Consider the following 23734-nt stretch of genomic DNA (forward strand, 5'->3'; position numbering starts at 1 on the left):
ATGCGATTCTACAATCATCAACGTAGGCACTCGGCGATCGGTCAGCGCTCACCAATTAGCTACGAACGCACCATGAGTGTCACCCTGGAAGCAAGCTAACCGCGTCCACTTTTTCTGGGGAACCCCAAGGACACAACCGGCATTGGCCCAGACGGCACCTTGTACTACTGTTCGCGACTGCAGTACACCGACGGCTACCAATGGTCGCGGACACCGGGCGTAATCCCGAATGTGCTTCCCCCACTGGATATTCCGCCCGGGAATCCATGCATGGTGCCCGGTAGTCAGGCCAACACAACATCAGGACCGATGTGGTGCAGGCCAACCGGCTACGGTGGCTGGGCATGGCTGCCGTAAGCTTCGCCACCACTAGACCCTGAACCGGTGACAATAATCGGAAGGTTGGTTGCGGCGAGGAGGCGTCGTCGATCGACCAGCGGGATCTAAGATTGCGCATCTGCTGCTGACGGGGGTTTCTTCAGCGATAGCTTGATCAATGCACCACCGGTCACCTGGATTCCTGGGCAACCGCTGTCATCACGATCATTGACGAATCGGCTTCACCGGAGTCACGATCTTTGACCTCTACGAGGTGGCGCCGAGAGCCGAAGTCGGGGGTTTGGGATCGCGACGTCGGTAGGCGAGCGGATACGCGTAGTTGTCGAGGTCTCCGGCGACGAGGAGGTCTCGCGAACTGGGCAGTCCGACGTCGAGGCGCAGCGCAGGGCGGCCGTCGATCCGTGAGGTGGCTACCAACGCCTCGGTGTCGTCCAGGTAGGCCCGGAGTCGAACTTGGTCTGGGATGGTCGGCTTTGTTCCATGACGCCAGCCGCGGCGCGACTTCAGCTCCAAGGCGTCGTTTTCTGGGCGGGCAAACCAGCAGACCCCTTCTTAGCCGATTCCCCTCAGAAGTGTCGGTGCGCAACGCTACTTGTGTCGATGCGTTGGATCTTCGCTGCATCTCGACAGCGGTCGAGTTGCAACGATGTTTAACAGACCACTTCGCGTGTTTCACAAGTTGTTAGCTGATGAAACTCAATCCGCCGCCACACTGGGTCAGGCGGCATCCAGGACGTCCCGCTCCTGGGCCCAGCGGGCGAATCCACCACCCCATACTGGTCCTCACAGGATGATCGAAAGCGAATCCCATGGCCCGACTTGCTAATACACCTGCTACCCGCTGCTCGTTCGACGTCAAGCCGTCCACCCAGGTGAGCCGTCGCGCGTGACTCCACCGTCCGGAATCGATCCGACCGCGGTGAACGTCTTCGGCTGAACCCAATCGAGAACGCCGTGGTTTGAGAGCGCGGCGCGCGGGTAGGCACGGCCGATGGGGTCAGCCCACATCACCGTGCACGTCGACGGCGTCGAGCGTTCGGCCCGCGTCGACAACCGTGTCACCATGCTCGACCTGTTGCGCGAGTACCTCGGTGTGACCACCCCTAATAAGGGCTGCGACCACGGCCGGTGCGGAACCTGCACCGTCTTGCTCGACGGCCGCCGCGCCACCACCTGCCTCGCCTTGGCGGTCTGCCACGACGGCGCGCACATCGTCACCGCTGCCGCCCTCGTCGGCGCCCCTGCCACCGAGGAGCCTTTCCGTCACGGCGCGGATGCCGAGCTGGAACGTGCAGAACCGTTGTCCGGCAACGAGTGCAAGGCCGATCTGGCCTGGCGCAGGTTGGTGGCCACGTTGACCGCCCTCGCGGAAGGAAGGCAGCAGTGACCGGCATTGAGCCTCGCGCCATCGGCACCGCGCTGACCCGGCTCGACGGGCGGGCCAAGGTCACCGGCACCGCCCCGTACGCGTTCGAGTACCGCGTGAAAGACCCGCTGTACCTGCACCCTGTGCAGGCCACGATCGCCAGAGGACGCATCACGGCGATGGACACCACCGAGGCCGACGCCGTAGACGGTGTCACGGCCGTGCTGACCGTGTTCGACGCGCCTCGTCTGGCTGATACCTCTGACGGCGACCTGACCATCCTGCAGGACGACCAGGTGCACTACCACGGCCAGATCATCGGCGGCGTCATCGCCGAAAGTGCTGAAAACGCCCGCCACGCTGCCAGTCTGGTGCGGGTGCGCTACGACGCCGATGCTCACGACACCGAACTGCGCTCCGACCACCCGGAGTTGTACGCGCCCGAGAAGGTCAAGTCGTTCCCTACCGACACCTCCGACGGCGATATCGAGGCCGCGCTGCGCGACGCGCCGGTCACGGTCGATCAGACGTACACCACGCCGCTCGAGCACAACAACCCGATGGAACCCCATGCCAGCATCGCGATTTGGGATACCGACGGCGACCGGCCACAGCTGACGCTGTACGACTCCACTCAGGGTGTGCACGCCTGCCGGAAGCAGATCGCGACGACGTTCGGCCTCGGCCAGGAGCAGGTGCGTGTCGTCGCGAAGAACGTCGGTGGCGGCTTCGGATCGAAGGGCGCACCGCATTCGCACAACGTCCTCGCCGTCATGGCCGCACAACGCGCCGAAGGGCGACCGGTGAAGTTGGCCGTCACCCGCCAGCAGATGTTCGCGTTCGTCGGCTACCGAACCCCGACCATCCAGCACATCCGCCTCGGTGCCCAGCGTGACGGAATGCTGACCGCAGTCAGCCACGACGTCGTCGAACAGAGTTCGCGGGTCAAGGAATACGCCGAGCAGACCGCGACGGCGACGCGGATGATGTATGCCGGCCCCAACCGCAAGACCTCACATCGGCTCGTGCCGCTCGACGTGGCCGTCCCATTCTGGATGCGGGCACCCGGCGTGTGCCCCGGCATGTACGCCCTCGAGGTCGCGATGGACGAGCTCGCCGTCGCCTGCGGCATCGACCCCATCGAGCTGCGCAGCCGCAACGAGCCCGATGTCGACCCCGAGACCGGCCACCCGTGGTCGGACCGCCGTCTCGTCGAATGCCTTCACACCGGCGCCGAGCGCTTCGGCTGGGTATCGCGCGATCCCACACCCGGAATCCGCAGCGACGGCGAATGGTTGGTCGGCGCCGGCGTCGCCTCGGCGGTATATCCGGCAAAAACTGTGCCCGGTAACGCAGCCCGTATCGAGACCGTCGCACCTGACCGCTACGCGGTGCAGATCGGGGCGGTGGACATCGGCACCGGAACCTGGACCGCGCTGACCCAGATCGCCGCCGACGCGCTCGGCTGCGAGACGACAGCTATCGAGCTGCAGATCGGGGACACGGCATTCCCGAACGCTTCGGTGGCCGGTGACTCGGCGGGCATCAGCTCGTGGGGTGGCGCCGTCGTCGCCGCCGCGCAGCGATTTCGGCGGGAACACGGCGAACAGCCGGCCGTCGGCGCCAGCACCACGGTCGAGGCGCCGAAGAACGAGGAGGCCCAGAACTACGGAATGTATTCGTTCGGAGCGCAGTTCGCCGAGGCGCGGGTCAACCGCGTCACCGGCGAGATCCGGGTGTCCCGCATGCTCGGTGTCTTCTCGATCGGCCGGGTGATCAACCCGACGACGCTGCGCTCACAGCTGATCGGCGGCATGACCATGGGTCTGTCGATGGCACTGCACGAAGAAAGCGTGCTCGACCACCGATTCGGCCACGTCGTCACCCAGGATCTGGCCACTTATCACATCAGCGCGCACGCCGACATCCCCGACATCGACGCCATCTGGCTCGACAGCGTCGACGCGCACTCCAACCCGATGGGGTCGCGCGGCGGGGGCGAGATCGGCATCGTCGGTGCGCCCGCAGCGGTGACCAACGCGATCTACCACGCCACCGGCCTGCGGGTGCGCGACCTGCCCATCACCTGCGACGCGCTACTGGCAGTGCCAGCCGGCGGCCGATCGTTGCCGATGAAGTCACCCGAAACGTAGTGACCGCAAACCGTTCTTGTGCAGCATGACGGGGCCGACGATGGTGGTGGCCCCATCGTCGGGTTGAACCCACCAGGCCCAGTTCGCCGGCGCAATGTTGCGCCGGCGGGGCGAAGCGCGGCTTGACGCGCTGCTGTGATGGTGAGTGCCATGAAGACGGCATCGCGTTCCGTAGCTCTTCCGGCGGACCTGGTCACGATCGACGCGGCATTCCCGCCGCCGACGCGACCACAGTCGCTCGAAATGCTTTGAGCCGGAGCCGAAACCACTCCCGCAGGAAAGGTAAGGACGATGTCGCAGATGACCGATGAGGAATACCGGCGGTTCCTGGGTGCGGGCACCAGAACCGCGAAAGTCGCGACCACCCGCGGCGACGGCCGTCCGCACGTGGTCCCGGTCTGGTTCCTGTTGGACCACGACGACCTTGTCTTCACCACCGGCAAGACGTCCGTCAAGGGCCGCAGCGTGCTGCGCAGCGGCCATGTCGCGGTGTGCGTCGATGACGAACGGCCCCCGTATGCGTTTGTCGCTGTCGACGGCAGGACCACGACCAACGACGATCCAGAGGAACTGCTCAGCTGGACGACCCGCATCGCAGCCCGATACGTCGGCCAGGAGCGCGCCGAGTACTACGGCAAGTTGAATGCCGGACCCGATCAGATGGTGGTGCGGGTCAGGCCGACGCGGGTTGTGTCCGGGAACAACGTCATGGGTGAGTAATCGTATGGCCCAGCCGTCGCGCACACGGTTCACAACGCTCCACCAGAGACTCTCCGAAATCACCGGGCGGTTGAACGCGTTGCCGGCCTCGGCGTGACTGCGCACTATTGCCGCCCTGCATCGCGGCGCGAGGGAGGTGGGGACGACGACTGTTGCGTACCAGACGGATTCGGGTATGTCAGGTAAGCGCGAAGCGCAGCCACGGGCACGTCCACCGCTGAGAACCGATGAGCCCCAGGCCCGAGGTGGTCATCGGTGAGCGCTAGCGGCAGGCGCCGCCGCGGGCATTGTCGTCGCCGCCCCGGCCGGCGTGCCACGATCGGCGCGAGCAGCACCGCATAGCCGGTGCATTTGAACAGAGGGGTGCTGGGAAGGCGGGACCAAGCTGGGCGGCACACCGCTATCGTCGAATAGGTGACATACCGTCGCGCGGAGGCTGACCAGTGTTGCCTGAGTCGCCGTGGCTGCTGATCGACCCCGGGCGTCAGCCGCGTCTCCCTTCGGTGGATCGGACACCGCGGCGGCTCGGGCAGCTGCCCTCACCGAGGCGACCCGCGACGATCCCGCCGGGCGCTTGCGTCTGCTCGAACGAACCTACCGTGGCCCGTACGACGAAGCCGGGAGACACCTGCCGTTTCGCCGCGCGGCCGTGTCGTTCATGGCGTGGCAGTTGCGGCGCGGCGTTCTGAATCCGCTGACGGACCGCCAGCCCGGCAGCCCGTGGTGGCGCGCGGTCAACGAACGGTTGCTGCGCGACCAGTGTGAGGCGGTCGCGGGTGCGGGCGGCGCGGGCGGCGCACCATCGTCACCGACGATCGCGCCGTGGACGGACTTCGTCCAGTCTCCAACAGGCCGCAACTGGTACCGGGCACACAACAAGAGCATCGTCGCTGCCTACGTCGACCACGAAGCGTCCGCGCGCCAGGAGAACGAGGCGGAGCGATTCTTCCTCAATGTGACGCTGGTGCGGGTGCTGTTCGCGCACGCACTGGCCGCGGCGCCCAAGATGGCGTTGGGCCCACTCAGCTCTGTGGCGCGCGTTCTCGGTGATCCCCGCCTGGGAGCTGTCGGACTGTTCATGTCACTGAGCAAGGTGGTGCCGACGGTTTATCCCGCCGATCGAGAGGTCAAGGTCTATCTCGCTGAGGAGAACCGGCTGAGCCGGCTGCTCGACTACGGGGTCATCGTGCCCCGCCTGCAGCGTCTCTACGGCTGGTCGGCCAGTGAACTCGAGCAACCTGAACTCCTGCGCTTCATTCAGGACGGCGCTCCGGTCTATGCCTGGCCGTACGAGTCGCGGTGGGTATGGCAACCCGCCACCCCCAAGCTGCCGACGCGGCTGGTCCGTGCGGCGACGGTGCCCCGTTAGACCGCCGGGCCGATCTTGTCCGCGAGCGCGGCCAGGGAGGCAATCGTAATGGGCCAGGTGCCTTCGGCGCGGGGATAGTCACGGGCGAAAGCGATTGTATCCAGCTGTATCTCGGCGCCGCCGAGGTCGACGGCGTACCCGCGTTCTCGGATGGTGGACAGCAGCTCGCGGCACTGCGCCACTTCGTCCTCACACAGTGGGGCTATACAGCTTCGCAAGCCACCGGTCGACCCGGTCTGGCGGCACCCCGCTGCGAATGCCGTGCCGAGCGGCGCCGTAAGCGGAAGGAGTCACCCTTCCGTGGCTGTCAATGGCCAGGTTGAGGTATCCGCTGGTGGCCAGGTGAACGTATCCACCCCGTGCGGTAGTTCCTAAGTTGGTGTGGGCTGCTCCTTCCGGTGTTGGGCGTCTTTCATGCGGTAGGAGTCTCCGTCGGTGATGACGGTCGCATGGTGCAGCAATCGGTCGAGGACCGCTGTTCGCGGACTTCGATACTTAGGTTGGTCGAATCATTGTGCAGCCATTCCTGATTCGCGCCAATATCAACAAGCGTGTACGCAAATCATCGACTGGGGAGATTCGGAGTTGGAAAGAAGCAGATCTAACTAACCACCACGGGATTTCGCGATGACCATCGAAATTTGCGGAAATGTTGCCGACCGCATCTGCGGATACGTCGCGCCGGATCAGCGGCCCTGCGCGCGTATGTAGGTGTTGAGCACATCGACCAACGTTCGGCGATCCCTGCTGGTGTCGAGCGGTTGCGGGGAAACCATCTGGGCGAGCACTATTCCCCGTAGCGTTGCCCAGATGAGGTTTCCGATCTCGGTGGCCTGGGGGGCGTCGAGATCTTCTCCGAGATGCCTGCCGAGTTCAGTGAATTGCCGCATCGTATCGGACAGTTGGGCATTGATGTCACTGTCACGCGCCGCGCGGGTGGAGATGAGGATCTCGAGCGCGGCCATGGAGGTGGGACTGGAGAACGCCTGCCACAGCGCGTCGACGACGACCTCGGTGCGGTGCTCGGTGGGCAGGTTCCCTGTTTCGTGGCGCAGTCTGTCGAGCGCCTCGGTGAGTTCGGTGATCCCCTGGTCGACCACTGCCATGAGCAGTCCGCCGAGGTCGCCGAAGTGGTACTGCACCACTCCCCAGGTGAGGCCGGCGCGTTCCATGATGCGCCGCACGCTGGGTGCGGCGAAGCCTTCGTCGAGTATGTAGCGCACCGTTTCGTCGATGACGGTTCGGCGGGTGCGTTCGGCGCGTTCCTGGTTGCCGCCGGGCGGGCGCCGGGGCGCTGGGGACCGTGCCATGCGCCCTATGTCACCACATCGTGCCCGGTAGATGGTCCAGGGGTCGCAAGTCGTGGGCGGCGAGGAAACCGGCGGGTGCCCGGCACACCGCGTCGATGGCGTTCACTGCGCGGGCAGCGGTGGCGACGACACCGCCGATGCGCAGGGGTCAACGCCCGACCCGCCGACATGAGTGTCGATCCGGATACCGGGATCGCCCTCGACGGTGACGCGGTGTACGCCCGGCCTGCCGTCGGGGGGATAGGCCCACTGCGGTGCGTCGGCCGGGGTCAGTCTGTTGATGTGCTCCATGGTGATGATGACCTCGCCGTCGCGCAGCCCTTCCACACCGAACCGGACCGCGGCCACCCGGCCGGGCGCGACGTCCATCATCGTGGTGGAGATCGGTTCGGGAGTGACCCATTTCTCGTGCCGCTCGCGTACCTCGTCGAGTGTCACGCCGAGGTCGCGGGCCAGGCTGCGCACCTGGATCCCCCACATCGACGCCAATATGCCGGGCGCGAAAAGGATCGGTTCGTGTTCGGGCTCGGTGCCGAAACCGAAGCTCACACCGGTGAATTCGGCATCGTCGTAGCTGCCGTACTCGCAGATCTCTTGGACGGTGATCGCAGTGGCGCGCCCGGCGAGGCTCAATGCTGTATACACCAGGGTGTCGCCGGAGAAGCCCGGATCGATGCCGTTGACGTACAGCGTCGAATTGCCGTCCCGGCACGCCTGCTGCAGTGGTTCACGCAACCATTCGTCGGTGAACTCTGGTGCCACCAACCAGACGAAGGATGTGCCGACGACGTTCGTGCCGGCACTCAAGAAGCGGATCAGATCGGCCATAGCCTCGTGCGGCCGTGTTTCGGCCTGCGATGTGTACACGACGCAGTCCGCTTGTAGCGCAACAAGTTCGTCGACGTCCGAAGTCGCGATCACCCCGGTCGGAGTGGGCATGCCGCAGAGATCTGCGGCGTCGTGCCCGACTTTGGCCGGCGATGCGGCATGCAGCCCGACGAGTTCGAGGTCCGGGCGCCCGATGATCGTGCGGAGCGCGTGGGTTCCGACGTTGCCGGAGGAGAATTGAATGACGCGGTGGCTCAATGCCTTTCCTTCAGAGTAGGTCGGTGATGGTCTTGAGGCCGGCATCGTAGAGAACGCCGGGGAGCATGCCGCCGTCGATCTCGATGGTGGTGCCGTTGATGTAGTCTGCTGCTCCAGAGGCGAGGAAGACGCAAGTGCGGCCCACTTCGGCGGGTTGACCGCCGCGCTTGAGCGGAATGGGGTCGAAGTACTTCTCGCCGTCCGGGTCATCATTGGGGAGGACAAAGGACTGGAAGTTCTCGGTCACGGTTGGCCCGAGCGCGACACAGTTCACCCGTACAGCCGGGCCCCACTCCTGGGCGAGCGATCGTGTCATCTGGTTGAGGCCTGCTTTGGCCGCACCATAGGACACCAGGGTGGGCGATCCGGCGGCGTGACTGGCTCCGCTGGAAATGTTGATGATGTAGCCGGTCCCGTCCTGCTTCTTCATCTGCTGGTAGGCGCGGATGGCGAACCAGAGCGGACTGATTAGGTTCATCTGCACGGCGAAGGCGTGGAACAGCACACTGCGTTCATAGTCGTCGTCGCTGGCGGGGGCCCCTTGGATGCGCGACACAAGGCTGGGCACGGCATCCACCGACGGGGACGGGACTGTGCCTCCGGCGTTGTTGACCAAGATATCGATGCGTCCGTAGTTGTCGACGACCTGGGTGACGAGGCGTCGATGGCCCGATAATCGGCTTGGTCGCAGACCATCTGTGCGGATCGCGCGGTCCAGGCCGAATCGTTTTCGGTACCGGGTAATGCGTCCATCGGTGCCCGTGAGCAGCCGATCACTGTCGCCCCGGCACGCAAGAGTTCGTGCGCGATGCCCACCCCGACGCCGCGGCTCGTCCCAGTGACAATCGCGACTTTCCCGTCCAATTCAGCCATGTGAGTACTCATCTCTGTGTTAACGGAAGATCGGTGGACAGCAGGGTGCCGCCGTCCCAGTCCAGCAGCACCCGCAGCCCGAAATCCTCGAGTTGAACTCGGAAAAGTGGAAGCGGTCGGATCCGACATGCCAAAAGATTACATCTGTTATCTTTCTAGGAGTGCGGAATCGCTAACCGAGGCGCACGTTGAAAGGGCAACGATGAGCAACGTTCCGAGTCGTCGCGCGCGCCTGGCGCACGCGGCAAAGCACGCTGAACTGTGGAATGCCGGCAAGAAGGAAGAGTGGGTGGCGTCGTGGCGCACCATCTGCCCGGGCGAGGTCCGGATGTTTGATCCGGTCGGTACCGAGGAGAAGCACGGCTTTGCCGCGGCCACCACGGACGCGTTCGACATGTTTCAGTCGATACTGAAGATCAGGATGATCACCGTGCAGGTCAACGGCGATGAGATGGCCTGGGTGTGCGAGAACTCGTTCGGTACGGTGCCCGACGTCCAGTCCGCGTACAGCATCGAGACTTTCGCGTGGGATCAAGCCGGCAACCTGCTGATCAAGACCTATTATCCGATGCCCGAAAGCGTTGGGGCCGACAGTGACCCGTACGCACACCTTCTCCGGGCCGACACGCCAGAATCCCGCTGAGTCGATGCCCGATTCAACGAGACCCACGCTGCGGGTAGCTCAGTGGACCACCGGCAACGTCGCCAGGGAAGCGGTGAAAGCCACACTGGCGCGACCGGATCTGGCCTTGGTCGGCGCGTACGCGTATTCATCGGAGAAGACCGGTATGGACGTGGGAACGTTGTGCGGGATCGGCCGTGAGCTCGGGGTGTACGCCACGAACGACGTGAGCGCGCTGCTGGCGCTGGCACCGGACTGCATCGTCTACACACCCCTGCACTTCGAGGTCGCAGAGGTGCGACAGATCCTGCGCGCAGGGGTCAACATCGTCACGAGTGCCGAGTTTCTGACGGGTATCAATCTGGGCCCCGATGACCGCATGCTGATAGAAGCTGCGGCCGGCGAAGGTGGAGCCACCATCTTCGGCAGCGGGATGAACCCCGGATACGCCCAGATGATCGCTGCGCTATCGAGCGGCATTTCCACCAACGTGCGCCACGCCTCGATGACCGAGTCCGTCGATGTCTCACAATTCATCGGCGACGCGAACTTCCAATCGGTCGGCTGGGGTCGGCCCAACAATGATCCGTCCCACACCGATGACGTGCGCCGAGGTACCGTAGTTTTCGCCGAAGCCGTCGATATGTTCGCGAGGCTAATGCACATCGACCTCGACGAAATCTCGTGCGATGTCGCCTTTGCCCACGCCACCGGAGACGTCGTCGCCGATGGAGTGTCGATACCAGCCGGGCACGTAGGTGGAATGGACGTCAAGTGGTACGGAACCTCTAATGGCCGTGAGGTTTTAGCGGTCAACCAACGCTGGATCGCCACCCCGCTGCTAGAACCGGCGTGGACCGTCGAACACGGATACCGCGTCGACATCGTCGGCGACCCCAATGTGCACGTCAAGGTCGACCTGATGCCGACGGTTGCAGATCTCGCTGAGCTGACGCCCTCCCGGATGCGGGGCATCGGCCTGCGGATCACAGCCGCCCCGCTGATCAACGCGATCCCAGCGGTTTGTGCGGCCGCACCCGGAATCGTCTCCTACGCCGACATCCCCGTGGTCGCGGCCCGCTTGCTGAGCGCGACAAGCGAATAACCGCAACAAAACAACGGCGTGAAGGATCTCGACCTCTACACCTTTGCGCGGAACCCCCAGCGTGGGGTATCCGTATCGCCGCCGCGGCGTTGCTGACTTCGGTGTGTCCGAGCATGGCCGACATTCCGATGATCATGATCTCGTGGGTAGACGCGTCGACATGGTGCAGGCACGGATCCCGAAGGTCACCGCTTCGCCCGCGTGCGTCGGGCGGCCGCGATCAGTGCGGCCGTGTACGGGTGCGCAGGCGCGTCGAACACCTCGGTGGTGCGCCCGTGCTCGACGACCCGACCCCGCCGCATGACGGCCACCCGCGCACAGCCGTGCCCGACCAGGGCGAGGTCGTGGGTGATGTGCAGGATCGCAACACCTTTGGTGACGGCCAGTTCGCTGATCAGGTCGACGATGTCGCGGCGCAGCGTCGCATCGAGCATCCGGGTGGGCTCGTCGGCGAGCACCAGCCGAGGCTCGGTCACCAGCGCCCTGGCGAAAGCCACTCGTTGCCGTTCGCCGCCGGATAGCTGATGCGGGTAGCGGGTGAGGTGGCGAGGATGCAGGTTGACGGCGTTCAGAGCATCGGCGGCTCGCTCCCGGTGCTCCTTCCGGTCACCGATGCGGTGGATGACCAGCGGTTCGGCGACGATGTCGAGGACTCGCAGCGTCGGGGGCAGGGCGGCGTACGGGTCCTGGGACACCAGGTGCAACCGCCGCCGCTGGCGCCGCGCGGCCCGGCGGCGCAGTCCCACGAGGTCAACCCCGTCCAGCCGGATGGCCCCCGAGTCGGGCGTGACGAGTCCGGCGACAGCTCTTGCGACGGTTGACTTTCCGACGCCGGACCCGCCGACGAGCCCGATGGTTTCCCCCGCCGCGATCGTGAGATCGAACTCGTCGACAGCCCGTACCCCACCGAAGCTCACGACGAGCCCCTCGACGTCGAGCGCGGGTGACTGTTCGCCCCTCACGAGGTTGTTCCCGCGGTCGTGAAACGCGGTACCGCGTCGACCAGACTGCGCGTGAAGGGGTGTGCCGATGCGGTGAGCACCTGTTCGGTCGGGCCGGTTTCGACGATCCGACCGGCCTGCATCACCGCGATCCGATCGGCGATCCGCCCGACCACGTTCAGATCGTGCGACACGATCAGCAATGCGAGGTTCAGCCGGCGACGGATGTCGTCGAGCAGATCGAGCACTTCGCCCTGAACGACGCCGTCGAGCCCACTGGTCGGTTCGTCGGCGACGACCACGGCGGGGTCGTTAATCAGTGCCATCGCAATGACGACACGTTGGCACATGCCGCCGGAGAACTGGTGCGGATAGTTCGCGCCGCGAGCCGGATCGAGCCCGACCAGGTCCAGCAGCTCGTCGGCCCGCGCGCGTGCCGCGGCCCGCGTGACCGGTCGGTGGGCGCGAACTGCTTCGGCGAGCTGCGAACGGACGGTACGGACCGGGTTCAGCGCGCTGATCGCGTCCTGCGGCACCAACGCGATCCGGTCGCCGCGCAGTGCCCGCAGCTCCTCGGCTGTGAGCGTCGCCAGGTCCCGGCCCTGAACCGCGACGGTGCCTTCGGTCACCGTCGCCGCTGGCGGCAGCAGCGCGATGGCGGCCGCAGTGACCGTGGATTTGCCGCTACCGGATTCCCCGACCAGGCCGACCAGCTCGCCTGCCCTGACGGTAAGGCTCAGATTGTCCACGGCGGTGACGACACCACGGTCGGATTGATACGTGACGGTCAGATTTCCGATCGCCAGCGGCGGGGCCTCCGCGTCGACCGGGCCGGCGGCACGGGCCGGCGCGGATCGAGACGGTAGACCGTCGCGCAGCGAGGGCCGGGCGCGTTCTTCGAACGCGTAGCCGAGTAGTGCGAAGGCCAGGACTGTGACCGCGATCGCCAGGCCCGGTGGGACCACCCACCACAGCCAGGCGTCGGTGAGGAATGCGTTGCGGGAGTGTGCGTTCGAGAGCGTGGAGCCCCAGCTCTTGGCGGTGACGTCACCGAGTCCGAGGAAGGCGAGGGACGCCTCCAACAGGATCGCGGACTTGGTGGCGAGGACGAACTGCGGCACCAGCAGCGGGGCAACCGCCGGCAGGATGTGCCGAGGGAGGACGTGGCCGGCACCGGCGCCCATGGCGCGCAGCGCCTGGATGTGGTCGCGTTCGCGCAGGGAAAGCACCTGCGCCCGCAGCTCGCGCGCGATACCGGCCCAGATCACGGCACTGATGACAATGACCTGGGTGATCAGGCCCGGGCCGGCGAACACCCCGATGACGATGGTCAACGGCAGTACCGGCAGTGCCAAGACCACGTCGACGAGGCGCATCAATACGGTGTCCACCCAGCCTCGGGCGTAGCCCGCGAGCAGTCCGATGCTCGCCCCGATGACCGTCGCCGCCAGCGCCGCGACGATCCCGATCAGCAGGGAGATGCGCGCGCCGTAGATAAGCTCGGTCAGCAGATCGTGCCCTACGTCGTTGGTGCCCAACAGATGCGCGGCCGACGGAGCCGAGAATGGCCGCGCGACCCGATCGCCTGGCGCGTAGGGCGCCAGCAGCGGTGCCGCCAGGGCAACGAATACCAGCACTCCGAGGAGGGTGAGGCCTACCATCGCGAGCCGCCGCGAGCGGGTTCTCATGACGGCACCGTCGGCGTCGCGGCCGGGTCTCGGTGTTCGCGCCGTACCCGAGGATCCAGGAGTGGATAGGTGAGGTCGGCCAGCAGATTCGCCGCCACGATCCCGATCGTGATCAAGAGGAAACCGCCCTGCAGCAAGGAGTAATCCCGTGCTGTGACCGCGTTGAACATCAACCGGCCGATCCCCGGGTACGCGAAGACCGTCTCGACGACGACGGCGCCGGACATCAACGTCCCGACGGCGAGCGTCACGTTGGTGTACACCGGCAGCAGCGCGTTCCGCAGCGCGTGGGTGAGCACGATCCGTCGTTCGGAGAGGCCCTTGGCCCGAGCGAGCCGGACGAACGGCTCATCCAGGACGGTTGTCATCGCAGCCCTGGCCAGCAGGAAGAACCCGCCGACAGTGGCCAGTACGAGCGTGGCCACCGGCAACACCATGCGAGCGGCGACGTCGGCGAGCCACTCCAGGCCGTCGCCGTCGATGGCCGCAGCACCGTAGGACGGGAAGAGCCCGAGCTGCACCGCGAACACGGCCACAAGGACCATGCCGATCCAGAAGCCGGGCATGGCGTCGAGCAGCAGGACACCGATGACCGAGCCCGCGTCGCGACGGGTGCCGCGCCGCCAGGCCGCCCACGCGCCGACAAGGGTGCCGATCAGGAAGGCGAGCAGGATCGATACGGCGGCCAGGGCAACCGTCCAGGGCAGGTAGTCCAGCAGAATGTCGACGACCGGCCGGTTGAACTCGATCGATGTTCCCAGGTCACCCCGTACCAAGTCAGCCCAGAACGAGCCGTACTGTTCGAGGATGGAGCGGTCCAAGCCGTAGCTGGCCCGGATCTCGTCCAACAGTTCCGGTGCCAGATCCCCATTCTGGCCGTACAGGTAGACGATCGGATCGCCACCGGAGAGGTGTGGCAGCGCGAAATTCATTGTGGCCGCGGCCCATAACACCAGTGCGTACTGCCCGATCCTCGCCAGTAGCCGGCCGGACTTCACCCGTCCGGGGCCGTGGTCCGCGCTTCGTGAGGCATACACGGGTGCCTCACGGCGTCACCACGGCGTTGGCCGCTTCAGCCCTGTCGCGCGGAATCAGCGACCATTTGTGCACGATGCCGTACCCCGGTGAGTCGACGAACCCGGCGTAGCTACCGGCCCGGTAGGCGAAGTACTTGTCGGGATGGTAGAGCGCCACCACCGGCGGCACCTCGTTCAGCAGCCGCTGGATCTCGAAGCCTGCCTCGCGCCGGTCTTCCAGCGTGGCGGTCTGCTTCCAGCTGTCGATCTTCTGCTCGAGTTCCGGGTACGGGTACTCGTCGAGATTCCAGGAGGAGCCCGAAAACAGGCTCAGCACATACTGTGTGGGGTCGGCCACGGTATGCGGGACTCCATCCCGAACCAGGAGATCAAAGGTCTCCATGTCCTTGCCGGAGGCAGCGTGCCGCCCAGCGTCCAACGGCCGCACATCGACTGCGAGGCCGACTTCACCGAGCTGTTCGGCGACTACCTCGGCAGCGCGGACCTGTGTGGGTTCGGCACCTTTCACCTCCACGGTGAGCGTGATCGGAGAGCCATCGGGACTCTCGCGCAGACCATCTCCGTTGACGTCGCGATAGCCGGCCTCGTCGAGGATCGCGCGTGCTCGCTCCGGGTCGGTCGGTGTGGAGGCCTCGGGATCTGCCCACGGTGAGTCGGGATGCATCCGTCCCAGCGTCGCTGCGCGTCCGCGACCCAGCACAACGACCTCGAGCAGCTCCTCCTTGTCCAGCGCCAGCGATACCGCGCTGCGCACCCGGGCGTCGGCGAACATCGGTTTGGTGTAGTTCATCCGGAGGTCGACCTGTTCGAGCGGGGTGGTGTTCACGACCTCGATCGTGTCGGAGGCCTCGAACGCGTCCAGCAACTCCGGCGGAACCTGACGGGCGGCCACGTCGATCTCACCCGAGCGCAACGCCGTGAATGTGGCCGAGGGATCCTCGATGACCGTCATCACCAGCTCGTTGACTTGGGGCTTGCCGCCGAAATACTCGTTGAATGCGGTGAATCGGTAGCCGGTGATCGGGTCGTACTCGGCGAGCCGGTATGGGCCGGTGCCGACCGGCAGCGCGGTGACCTCTTTGACGCTCTCCGGCGGAATCTGCGACCAGATGTGTTCGGGCAGGATCGGAAGGTCGGCAAGCGTCACCGTGCCGAGCTCCGGGCAGGGAAACGCGCACTCGAAACGTACTGTGTCACTGTTGATTCGGGTCGTCGAGGTGATCTCGGGAATCGTCGTGATGTGGTGGGTCCAGCGGCCGGTGTCGGCCTTTTGGCCGTAGGCGAAGGTGAACTCCACATCGGCGGCGGTGAACGGCTCGCCGTCGTGCCAGGTGACGTCGTCTCGGACGGTGACGTCCCAGGTGCTGGGGTCGACCATGGTGACCTCGGAGGCCAGCCACGGCTGCGGATCGTCGACAAACGGAGACGGTGCGACGAGCTTGTCGTAGACCAGCTCGCTGATCCATTCCTCGTGCTCGACGAAGATGTTGACCGGGCCGACGTCCAGCGGGATCGCCACGGTGAGCCGGTCAACCGTGTCCGGGCCGGCACTGGGTCCTGAGCCCTCGTCGGCACATCCGCCAATCATCAATGCAGACACGCACATCAGTGCGCTCCACCGGTATTTCATCGCACACTCCCGGGTAGCAGGGTCGTTGTCACCCAGGGCAGAAATGCGGCCAGGAAACGCGCGCTGGCGGGTGCCCGGGTATGGCCGAAATGCGCTAGTGGATCGATGGTGCTGACCATCAGCGTGCCGCCCGACGCCGGGCGCTCCAGATATGCGACGGCCGATCCGTCGGGTGCGCTGAGTAATACCTCGGCCCCGGCGGGCGCATCGAGGACACCGTGGTGGTGCAGGGCCTGTCCGGCGGCGCCCACCTCGTTGTGTGACCAGGCCCCGCCGAGGCGGGTCTGTCCGGCGCCACCGACCGGGCGGAAGGTCCAACGCAGCGATCGCGGCCATCCCCCCTGCTGCTCACCGAACATCAACACGATCCCCCCGCGCTCCAGCAGTGCCTCCAGCTGCGGAGCAAGCCGGGACAACCGGCGTTGGGGGGTCCCCTCGGGCACCCAGACCGCCTGCGCGTCGTCGATCGCCGAGTGGTCCGTCGAGCCCGTGTACACCACCGCATCGAGGTGCGCGCGGTGGTCCGGCTCGGCGAATGTCGCGGTTTCCGCAGCCGATCCGCTGGTCAGCGCGACCAGTCCGGTCATCGGGTGGCGCCCGCGATCCACTGGATCAGCTGCGGCATGATCCGTGCGGCCGTGGTGGTGGTGACGCCGTTCGCGATCAGGTTGTTGCCACTGTGCACCAGAACCGTGCCGGCTCCCGCCTTCGCGACGTAGGTGCCCGGTGTCTGGTCTGCTCGCCACGCGATCACCTCGGCATGCGCCGGTGGACGATGCCAGCCGTTGGCGTAGAGGAACGAGTGCCCGAGCTCTTCGGGCTTGACGCCGGCGAACACCGGGTGGTCGGCAAGCACCGGCAGTCCCGCGGTGTCCATGTTGCTTTGATGCCATTCGAATGTCGTGGTTTCGGGGAGCCAGTCTTCGGCGAGCTGGCCGCTGAACACCACGGTGCCGCCCCGGTCGAGTAGGCCGGCGATGCGCTGTTTCATTCCGGCAAGCAACAATTGGTCGGCGCGGCCCGCGATGATGAGACCGGCGAACCCGTCCAGATCGGCGTCGGGCAGGTCGTCCATGTCGAGCAGCGTCACTGGCATCGCGTCGAGCGCGGCGTCGCGGCCGTCGACTCCGCCGGCGAGGGTCCACAACCGGTGGATCTCGTCCCAGTCCGTCTCGCCGCTCTGGCCCGGCCCAGGCGTCGGGTGCACCGCGATGGCGACTTCATGCAGCCTGAGGTAACAGGTCACGGCAACTTCCTTAGGTTAGGCGAAGCATACCTGTCCTGTTTAGCACACCAACAAAGCTCCGGCTACCCTTACCGCAGGGGCGAAAGATGGTCGGAGCCAACGGACTTGTGCGCGCAGACCTCGGACGGGGGATTCGCGCCCAGCACGTCAAACCGCCTGGCGCGCTGTGCAACGTTGTGCCGGTTCACCCGGTGTCGACCCGAAAGTCGTTGCGGCGCACGCCTGGCGGTGTGACGGGTGCGGCAGCGCGAATTCGACGGTGGCGTAGTGCCAATTACGCACTGCCCCAGACGGTCCCGTGTGCGTCGGACCGCCTTCAACGCAGGATTACATCACCGAATTGTGGCGTCGTAGACTTCCTCGGCGGGGTGGCTCAGAAGGCGTTGTGCCATATCCTTCTTCAGCCAGACAAGACGCTCTTCCTCTTCAGGGCTGCGATCCTCTTTGCGTGCCAGCGTGATGAATTCGTCGGCAACCAGTCCGGGGCGCAGCGTGAGGTCGACGGTTCGGCCCCGGTACTTCAACCGGAACAGGTACCTACCCTTCGGACTTTGCAAGACATCGTCGCCGGCCAGCGCCACGTCGACGTGATAGCGCCCACCGGTCACGACCCGGGTGACGATCTCAAATGCGTCGCGGCCTCCCGGGCCGGGGAACGCGGTTTCTATGGAGAGGTCCGCCCGCTCGGGCGCGCTACCGTCGTCCAACAGCGGGAAGCCGCGTTCCATGACCTTGAATGCATGCGCCACCCCGCCGGGAAACTCGAAGCCGTGGTATCTCAACATTTCACCGAAGGTGAACTCGATTGGCTGGCCACCCTCGGTGACTGTCAGGGTCGCGGTATCAGGGTATGACATGTAATTCCTTCGGTTGTATCAAGAGATTGCACCTGCCGAGCGTTGATCGCCGAACGCCGTGGACGCGCGCACTGCGCGCTGTATGCCTGGCCTCAGGATGGGCGGCTGCGCAACTCCTTCCTGGGTACGAAACCACCCGCATAATAGCTCGGTCTCAGAGGTATTATGCAAGGTGTGTCCGGCCACTCCGAAATCGCAGCCGACATCTTCGACACCCTTGGGCGTTTCCGACGCCAGGTGCGTCGGACGGCCGGTCGTGCCTTCACCACCGGACTGCCCGAATCGCAAGCCGACCTGGTGCGGCTCATCGGCCGACAACCCGGCATCTCGGTGAGCGCTGCGGCGGCCGAACTCGGACTGGTGGCCAACACCGCTTCCACGCTGGTCTCCAAGCTGTCCGGCGACGGCTTGGTGATCCGCGAAGTTGACCCGACGGACAGGCGCGTGGGCCGACTGCGGCTCAGCGCGAAGGCACAGCGCATCGCCGACACTTCGCGCAAGGCCCGGCGTGCAGCGCTGGCGGGAATCCTCGACCAGCTCTCCGACGATGAGATCGACTCGCTCGCTGACGGATTGACGGTGCTCAACAAGATGATCGAGTTGCTCGACGAAGGACAGCCGTCGTAACCACCGAACCGGCTCTGCGCGGGGATCGACCTCGGGTTTGGGCTATTAGGCGGGTGTACAGGCCCTTCCGTGCGGCCAGGAGATTAGGCGCTACACCGTCCGGGGCGGATTGGGCGACGTGAGCAGCCTGGTGAAGTCCACAGGGAGCTGTGACATGAAGTCGTTGAACTCCTTCCGGTCGATCGCCTCCCGTAATGTCAGCAGCACCGCCTCCACACCGGTCATGGTCTCGGCCTTGGTCAGTCTGGTGCGGCCGCTGACGCGCACGATCAGATCATCCAGGTCGAACAGTTCCGGACCTTTGCTGTTCCACCGCACCGAGTTGACGAGCTCTTCAGGGAGCTGTCGGATGAGGTGCTTTACCTCTCCGGCGCTGACTCGCATCGACAAGACCTCAAGCACCGCGCGGGTCAAATCGGCTGCCTCCCCCTTCGAGAGCATCGTGCGCTCGGCGACTTCGCGATAAAACTCCTGGGCATCCATCGGATCATCTCCAACTGTCTGTGCCACAGACAGCTGAAGACTGTCTGTTCCACAGACGACGGTTCCACCGGAGAATGCCCGCTTCTGCGTTGCACCGCACCAACCTGTGGTGAGTAAGACTCGATGGAGCACCTGTTCTGGCAGATCGAGAGCGCCGCAAAGGACCCTCAGGTCTAGCGAAGCCGACAGTTTTCGCACCTGTGTGTCCAAGACCCGAGGCAATGTCAGCGGCAGCATGTCGACGAAGACGGTCGGATCATCAAAGGAGGTACTCGATGGCTCGAATACTGATTGTGCTCTCCGGCAGCGATCACTGGACGTTGTCTGATGGCACCCGCCATCCCACTGGATTCTGGGCCGAAGAATTCGTCGAACCCCATCGCACCTTCCGCGACGCGCAGGTCGACGTCGACATCGCCACCCCCGGTGGTGTCCGGCCGACCGTCGACCAGGTCAGCCTGGCGCCCGACCGGGCCGGCGGCGAAGAGCGTGCCGCCGAGCTTCGCAGCTACTTGGAATCGCTGGAGCACGAGCTCGCCGCGCCGATGTCGCTGGAGCACGCCGCCGACAACCTCGGCAACTACGACGCCGTCTTCATTCCGGGCGGCCACGGGCCGATGGAAGATCTGCCGGACTGTCGACCGCTCGGCCGAATTCTGACCGGTCTGTTCGCCACCGGACGTGTCGTCGCTGCGGTCTGCCACGGGCCGGCCGGATTGCTGGCGGGCCGCCGCGTGGACGGCGCCTGGCTGTTCGCCGGCCGACGGGTGACCGCCTTCACGAACGAGGAGGAGCGACAAGCGGGTCTGGCCGACCGTGCGAAGTGGCTCTTGGAGACCCGACTGCGCGAGGAGGGTGCGGACTTCGACCAGGGACCGCCCTGGCGTTCGCACGTGGTGGTGGACGGGCACCTTGTCACCGGCCAGAATCCGGCGTCCTCCAAGCAGGCAGCCGAACGCACGCTTGCCGTCCTCATGGCGGCACAGTCCCCGCCGCCGTGACGACTGAAGGAGCTACGGATGCATGTTCGGTACACGCTGATCACCGCCGACCCTGAACGGATTGACGACGCAATCGCCTACCTAGCTTCTGACGGCCGATCGAGCCTCGAGTCAGAACCTGGCGAGAGAGGAATGTCGCTGCAGGTATCTCCCGACCTGGCGGTCGCGGTCCTCGAGTCGTTCTGGGTCTCACACGACGCCATGCGAGAAAGCGAACGCGTAGAGGCCGGTGTCCGCGACGAGGCGATCCGCCTTGCGCTCGGCACCGCCTCGGTCGAACGTTTCCGGAGGGCGAGCGTGACTCGGGTCGGGCGAGAAGAGGCCGGAGCGGGCGTGCGCCACACCGTCTATCAGACGGATCCGGCCGTCCTCGACCAGGCGATCGCCGGATATGAAGACACAGTCGTGCCTTGGCTGACGGAAACCGTCGGGTTCGTCAGTGCAGCCCTGCTGGTGGACCGCCGGTCGGGACGACAACTCAGCCAGACGATTTGGCGTGACATCGATGCGTTGGTAAAGAGCCGTAGTCCTGCCGCAGCGATCCGGGTGGACGCCGTCGCGGCGACCGACAGCACCGTAGTCGCACTCGACGAGTTCGGGCTCGTGTTTCGGTCGGTCCGGGCGGAATGATCCAGTGCCGGTCCGACATCTCATCCCACTGGCAGACGCCGCGTACTGACACCTACCCGTCGAGGTTCACGAAGCGCACACTGAAATCATGTGCGGTAACGGCAGCGGGCTCGCCGACGAGGTGGCGGCTTCCAGCCCGCGCCGAGCAGAAGGCCCGGCGGTGGACCCGATCGCCTTGGAACCGGTCGATGAGGTAATCGTCACCACCCTGATGGACAACAGCTACGACGCGCTGATGGGCGATACCGGACCCGCCCGCCGCACCTCGTTCACCCGGGTACCCGAGGTTGCGGCTCCGCAATACGTAGACGGTCGCACAGTACCTGGTTTGGTCGCTGAGCACGGATTCTCGGCGCTCGTCTCGACTCGCCGCGGAAACACCACCCACACAGTCTTGTTCGATACCGGGGTCTCCCCGGAAGGCATGGCCACCAACATTGAGCGCCTAGGCCTGGACGTGACCGCGATCGAGGTGCTGGTGCTCAGCCACGGCCACTTCGACCACGCCGGCGGCTTTCCCGGCCTGGCCCGGCTGCGCGGACGAAGCGGGATGCCGCTCACGGTTCACCCTCTGGTGTGGAGTCGGCGCCGCCTGGCCCTACCCGACCAAGACCGCTGGACCATGCCGACCCTGAGCCGCTCGGCCCTGGAGTCCGAGGGGTTCGAGGTGATCGAACGGCGGCAACCTTCGCTGCTGCTGGACAAGTCGGTACTGATCACTGGAGAGGTCGACCGCACCACCGACTTCGAGCGCGGCATGCCGAATCACGAGCGGTGGCATGACGGGCGTTGGGAACCCGACCCGCTGATCCTCGACGAGCAAGGGCTGGTGGTGCACCTCCGCGGACGTGGGCTCGTCGTCATGACCGGATGCGGGCACGCCGGCGCGGTGAACATCGCCCGCCACGCGATGCGGTTGACCGGCGTGGACCGACTGCACGCACTGCTCGGCGGCTTCCACCTCACCGGCCCGGCGTTCGAACCCATCATCGAACCCACTGTCGCCGCCTTCACCGACATGGCGCCCGACCTGCTGGTCCCCGCGCACTGCACCGGCTGGAAGGCGCAGCACCGCCTTGCCGCCGCGTTCGTGCCGAATGCGGTCGGGACCTCGTACGCGTTGGCAGGATAAGTAGCCTGGCGATCCTCGAGTCAGCGAGTCGTGCGGCAGGCTGTCAGCGAATTATCCTGGGAAACACTGCTTTTAGCAGAGGGTCAGGACCGAAGTGATTCCTCGTGACAAGTTCGGGGGCTCAGAATCGAGCTGCTGGGTCGACCACTGCCGACGAACGAGTGAATACCGTTGACCGCATGGCTAAAAGCACAGAAAACCAGCAGACCACCGACACCCAAACCGAGAACCAGTCCACAGATTTAGCGGCGCCCGGAGGTAACCCGGACAACCGCGAAACCGTTCAGAACATGGACGCACCCGAACTACGCAATGCCGTGATAGAGCTGCTCACGATCATCGACGATTCCGATGACATGGACGTGGTCATCACGATTTCGGACGACGGCACCGTCGTCGTCGAGGCCGCGTAGTCCGACGAGCACTGGAGAGAATCTGATGACACAGGAACTTCGAGGCCAGCGCGTCGGCATATTGGCCGCCGACGGAGTCGAGCGGATCGAACTCGAGCAACCCCGCGGGGCGTTGCACGGCGCGGGTGCCATGACCGAGGTCATCTCGCTGCATCCCGGCGAGATTCAGGCTCGGCAATGGGACATGGAGTCGGCCGGAACCTTTCCCATCGACCGCGTTGTCGCCGACGTGTCCGTTGACGACTACGACGCGCTCCTGATGCCGGGCGGAACGGTCAACCCTGACCAACTGCGAATGAACGCCGACGCGGTCGGCTTCGTCAAGGCATTCGCGAACACTGGCAAACCGATCGGAGTGATCTGCCACGGTCCGTGGACTCTCGCCGAAGCGGACGTCATCCAGGGAGTGAGGATCACGTCATGGCCGAGCATCCGAACGGACCTCCGGCGAGCGGGAGCGGACGTCGTCGATGAGGAGGTGGTGATCGATCGTCAGTTCGTCTCCAGTCGATCACCCAACGACCTACCGGCTTTCTGCGCCGCAATAGTGGCCCAGTTCGCGAAGGCGAAACAGCACACCTGATCGCGCAGACCCGCAGCCCTCCGGCGGCGGGCGAAAGCACGGAAACGGCTCAGTGCGTTGCGGTCGGGCTGTCCTCGTGCCGAGGGGCACCGGCCGGGAGCTTTGCGGCGAGGACATCGGCTGTTTCGAGTACCGGGGTTTCCTCGAAGAGATGGTCATTGGCTTTGAGTGCTGCGGCAACCTTCCCGGTCAGATGAGCCTTCCTGGCGACCTCATCGGGAAACACCATGTACAAACCGAATTCGAGCAACCCGAAGCGAACAGCGAACCACGCAGTAGTGCCCGGTTCTTGCTCGACATCCGCGAGACCGCCGGACAGCAAATCCGCAACCTCTTGCGACTTGGTGGGCTTGGCCACGAGCCGCGCAGCCAACGCATATGTGGCGGTCATGATGTGCTCCTGAACAGTGGACAACGTAGCGGGAGTGTCGGTACTTCAGGCTAGGTTGGGCGGGCCTGGGGGAAATGGCACCGGCAGCAGCAACTGCGCACGCCCAATTCGGCCTGCCAGGTCGAATGTGCT

General features: G+C 65.4%; 23 protein-coding genes and 4 pseudogenes. 12 read left to right on the forward strand and 15 right to left on the reverse strand.

Features of this window, described 5'->3' with window-relative positions; all coding sequences use genetic code 11:
- Positions 1-585: 585 nt before the first annotated feature.
- Positions 586-852, reverse strand: a complete 267-nt coding sequence (locus ACTWP6_RS16345) for a hypothetical protein (RefSeq protein WP_443188241.1) — start codon at positions 850-852, stop codon at positions 586-588.
- A gap of 478 nt (positions 853-1330) precedes the next feature.
- Between ACTWP6_RS16345 and ACTWP6_RS16350 the strand changes: the two are divergent.
- From ACTWP6_RS16350 to ACTWP6_RS16365, 4 genes and pseudogenes are all read left to right on the forward strand, one after another.
- Positions 1331-1570 (forward strand): annotated as a pseudogene (locus ACTWP6_RS16350) (2Fe-2S iron-sulfur cluster-binding protein); the annotation flags it as partial.
- 152 nt (positions 1571-1722) lie between these two features.
- Complete coding sequence (locus ACTWP6_RS16355; protein WP_443188242.1) at positions 1723-3858, forward strand: xanthine dehydrogenase family protein molybdopterin-binding subunit; 2136 nt, start codon at positions 1723-1725, stop codon at positions 3856-3858.
- 300 nt (positions 3859-4158) lie between these two features.
- The gene (locus ACTWP6_RS16360; protein WP_443188243.1) at positions 4159-4578 is read left to right on the forward strand and encodes a PPOX class F420-dependent oxidoreductase; all 420 of its coding nucleotides are present in this window, start codon (positions 4159-4161) and stop codon (positions 4576-4578) included.
- A gap of 460 nt (positions 4579-5038) precedes the next feature.
- Complete coding sequence (locus ACTWP6_RS16365) at positions 5039-5947, forward strand: hypothetical protein (protein WP_443188244.1); 909 nt, start codon at positions 5039-5041, stop codon at positions 5945-5947.
- On the opposite strand, the gene ACTWP6_RS16370 is transcribed toward ACTWP6_RS16365, so the two are convergent.
- The 5 genes and pseudogenes from ACTWP6_RS16370 to ACTWP6_RS16390 all read right to left on the reverse strand — a co-directional run bounded on the left by ACTWP6_RS16370 (position 5944) and on the right by ACTWP6_RS16390 (position 9216).
- Positions 5944-6129, reverse strand: a complete 186-nt coding sequence (locus tag ACTWP6_RS16370; protein ID WP_443188245.1) for a hypothetical protein — start codon at positions 6127-6129, stop codon at positions 5944-5946. The two genes, ACTWP6_RS16365 and ACTWP6_RS16370, sit on opposite strands and share 4 nt — an antisense overlap.
- Positions 6130-6318: 189 nt before the next feature.
- Positions 6319-6423: pseudogene (locus ACTWP6_RS16375) on the reverse strand (ATP-binding protein); the annotation flags it as partial.
- 210 nt (positions 6424-6633) lie between these two features.
- Positions 6634-7257: a TetR/AcrR family transcriptional regulator gene (locus tag ACTWP6_RS16380; RefSeq protein WP_443188246.1), complete on the reverse strand. Its 624-nt coding sequence runs from the start codon at positions 7255-7257 to the stop codon at positions 6634-6636.
- A gap of 10 nt (positions 7258-7267) precedes the next feature.
- Positions 7268-8388, reverse strand: a pseudogene (locus ACTWP6_RS16385) (NAD(P)H-dependent amine dehydrogenase family protein).
- Positions 8354-9216, reverse strand: a pseudogene (locus tag ACTWP6_RS16390) (SDR family NAD(P)-dependent oxidoreductase). Before ACTWP6_RS16390 ends, ACTWP6_RS16385 begins: the two co-directional pseudogenes overlap by 35 nt.
- A gap of 202 nt (positions 9217-9418) precedes the next feature.
- Between ACTWP6_RS16390 and ACTWP6_RS16395 the strand changes: the two are divergent.
- Positions 9419-9859, forward strand: a complete 441-nt coding sequence (locus ACTWP6_RS16395) for a hypothetical protein (RefSeq protein ID WP_443188247.1) — start codon at positions 9419-9421, stop codon at positions 9857-9859.
- 4 nt (positions 9860-9863) lie between these two features.
- Positions 9864-10943, forward strand: a complete 1080-nt coding sequence (locus tag ACTWP6_RS16400; protein ID WP_443188248.1) for an NAD(P)H-dependent amine dehydrogenase family protein — start codon at positions 9864-9866, stop codon at positions 10941-10943.
- Between the two features lie 185 nt (positions 10944-11128).
- On the opposite strand, the gene ACTWP6_RS16405 is transcribed toward ACTWP6_RS16400, so the two are convergent.
- The 7 genes from ACTWP6_RS16405 to ACTWP6_RS16435 all read right to left on the reverse strand — a co-directional run bounded on the left by ACTWP6_RS16405 (position 11129) and on the right by ACTWP6_RS16435 (position 18342).
- Positions 11129-11905, reverse strand: coding sequence for an ABC transporter ATP-binding protein (locus ACTWP6_RS16405; protein ID WP_443188249.1), 777 nt, complete (start codon positions 11903-11905; stop codon positions 11129-11131).
- Positions 11902-13572 carry a dipeptide/oligopeptide/nickel ABC transporter permease/ATP-binding protein gene (locus tag ACTWP6_RS16410; protein WP_260756071.1) on the reverse strand — a complete coding sequence of 557 codons (1671 nt, stop codon included), beginning with the start codon at positions 13570-13572 and terminating at the stop codon, positions 11902-11904. Before ACTWP6_RS16410 ends, ACTWP6_RS16405 begins: the two co-directional genes overlap by 4 nt.
- On the reverse strand, positions 13569-14609 hold the full coding sequence (locus ACTWP6_RS16415) for an ABC transporter permease (RefSeq protein WP_443188250.1): 1041 nt from the start codon (positions 14607-14609) through the stop codon (positions 13569-13571). Before ACTWP6_RS16415 ends, ACTWP6_RS16410 begins: the two co-directional genes overlap by 4 nt.
- 7 nt (positions 14610-14616) lie before the next feature.
- The gene (locus tag ACTWP6_RS16420; RefSeq protein ID WP_443188251.1) at positions 14617-16209 is read right to left on the reverse strand and encodes an ABC transporter substrate-binding protein; all 1593 of its coding nucleotides are present in this window, start codon (positions 16207-16209) and stop codon (positions 14617-14619) included.
- A 26-nt stretch (positions 16210-16235) separates the two neighbouring features.
- Positions 16236-16826, reverse strand: a complete 591-nt coding sequence (locus tag ACTWP6_RS16425; RefSeq protein WP_443188252.1) for a hypothetical protein — start codon at positions 16824-16826, stop codon at positions 16236-16238.
- A complete protein-coding gene (locus ACTWP6_RS16430) occupies positions 16823-17485 on the reverse strand; it encodes a hypothetical protein (RefSeq protein ID WP_443188253.1) in 663 nt (220 codons plus the stop codon). The genes ACTWP6_RS16425 and ACTWP6_RS16430 overlap by 4 nt, the downstream gene beginning before the upstream one ends.
- Positions 17486-17817: 332 nt before the next feature.
- Positions 17818-18342, reverse strand: coding sequence for a hypothetical protein (locus ACTWP6_RS16435; RefSeq protein ID WP_443188254.1), 525 nt, complete (start codon positions 18340-18342; stop codon positions 17818-17820).
- A 165-nt stretch (positions 18343-18507) separates the two neighbouring features.
- Here ACTWP6_RS16435 and ACTWP6_RS16440 point away from each other — a divergent pair, with 165 nt between their 5' ends.
- Positions 18508-18969 carry a MarR family winged helix-turn-helix transcriptional regulator gene (locus ACTWP6_RS16440; protein WP_443188255.1) on the forward strand — a complete coding sequence of 154 codons (462 nt, stop codon included), beginning with the start codon at positions 18508-18510 and terminating at the stop codon, positions 18967-18969.
- Positions 18970-19059: 90 nt separating this feature from the next.
- Here the strand turns inward: ACTWP6_RS16440 and ACTWP6_RS16445 are convergent, their stop codons facing one another.
- Positions 19060-19452: a DUF2267 domain-containing protein gene (locus tag ACTWP6_RS16445; protein ID WP_443188256.1), complete on the reverse strand. Its 393-nt coding sequence runs from the start codon at positions 19450-19452 to the stop codon at positions 19060-19062.
- A gap of 275 nt (positions 19453-19727) precedes the next feature.
- Between ACTWP6_RS16445 and ACTWP6_RS16450 the strand changes: the two genes are divergently transcribed.
- The 5 genes from ACTWP6_RS16450 (at position 19728) to ACTWP6_RS16470 (ending at position 23211) form a co-directional block, all read left to right on the forward strand.
- Complete coding sequence (locus ACTWP6_RS16450; RefSeq protein WP_443188257.1) at positions 19728-20453, forward strand: type 1 glutamine amidotransferase domain-containing protein; 726 nt, start codon at positions 19728-19730, stop codon at positions 20451-20453.
- An 18-nt stretch (positions 20454-20471) separates the two neighbouring features.
- The gene (locus ACTWP6_RS16455) at positions 20472-21083 is read left to right on the forward strand and encodes a hypothetical protein (protein WP_443188258.1); all 612 of its coding nucleotides are present in this window, start codon (positions 20472-20474) and stop codon (positions 21081-21083) included.
- A gap of 88 nt (positions 21084-21171) precedes the next feature.
- The gene (locus ACTWP6_RS16460) at positions 21172-22215 is read left to right on the forward strand and encodes an MBL fold metallo-hydrolase (RefSeq protein ID WP_443188259.1); all 1044 of its coding nucleotides are present in this window, start codon (positions 21172-21174) and stop codon (positions 22213-22215) included.
- Between the two features lie 179 nt (positions 22216-22394).
- A complete protein-coding gene (locus ACTWP6_RS16465) occupies positions 22395-22628 on the forward strand; it encodes a hypothetical protein (RefSeq protein WP_443188260.1) in 234 nt (77 codons plus the stop codon).
- 25 nt (positions 22629-22653) lie between these two features.
- Positions 22654-23211 (forward strand): type 1 glutamine amidotransferase domain-containing protein, encoded by a 558-nt coding sequence (locus ACTWP6_RS16470; RefSeq protein ID WP_443188261.1) that lies wholly within the window; start codon positions 22654-22656, stop codon positions 23209-23211.
- A gap of 49 nt (positions 23212-23260) precedes the next feature.
- Here ACTWP6_RS16470 and ACTWP6_RS16475 read toward each other — a convergent pair whose 3' ends face one another.
- Complete coding sequence (locus ACTWP6_RS16475) at positions 23261-23602, reverse strand: putative quinol monooxygenase (RefSeq protein WP_443188262.1); 342 nt, start codon at positions 23600-23602, stop codon at positions 23261-23263.
- Positions 23603-23734 lie beyond the last annotated feature (132 nt).

Origin of the sequence: Mycobacterium sp. 4D054, from assembly GCF_052245755.1 — a bacterium.
Lineage (GTDB): Bacteria > Actinomycetota > Actinomycetes > Mycobacteriales > Mycobacteriaceae > Mycobacterium.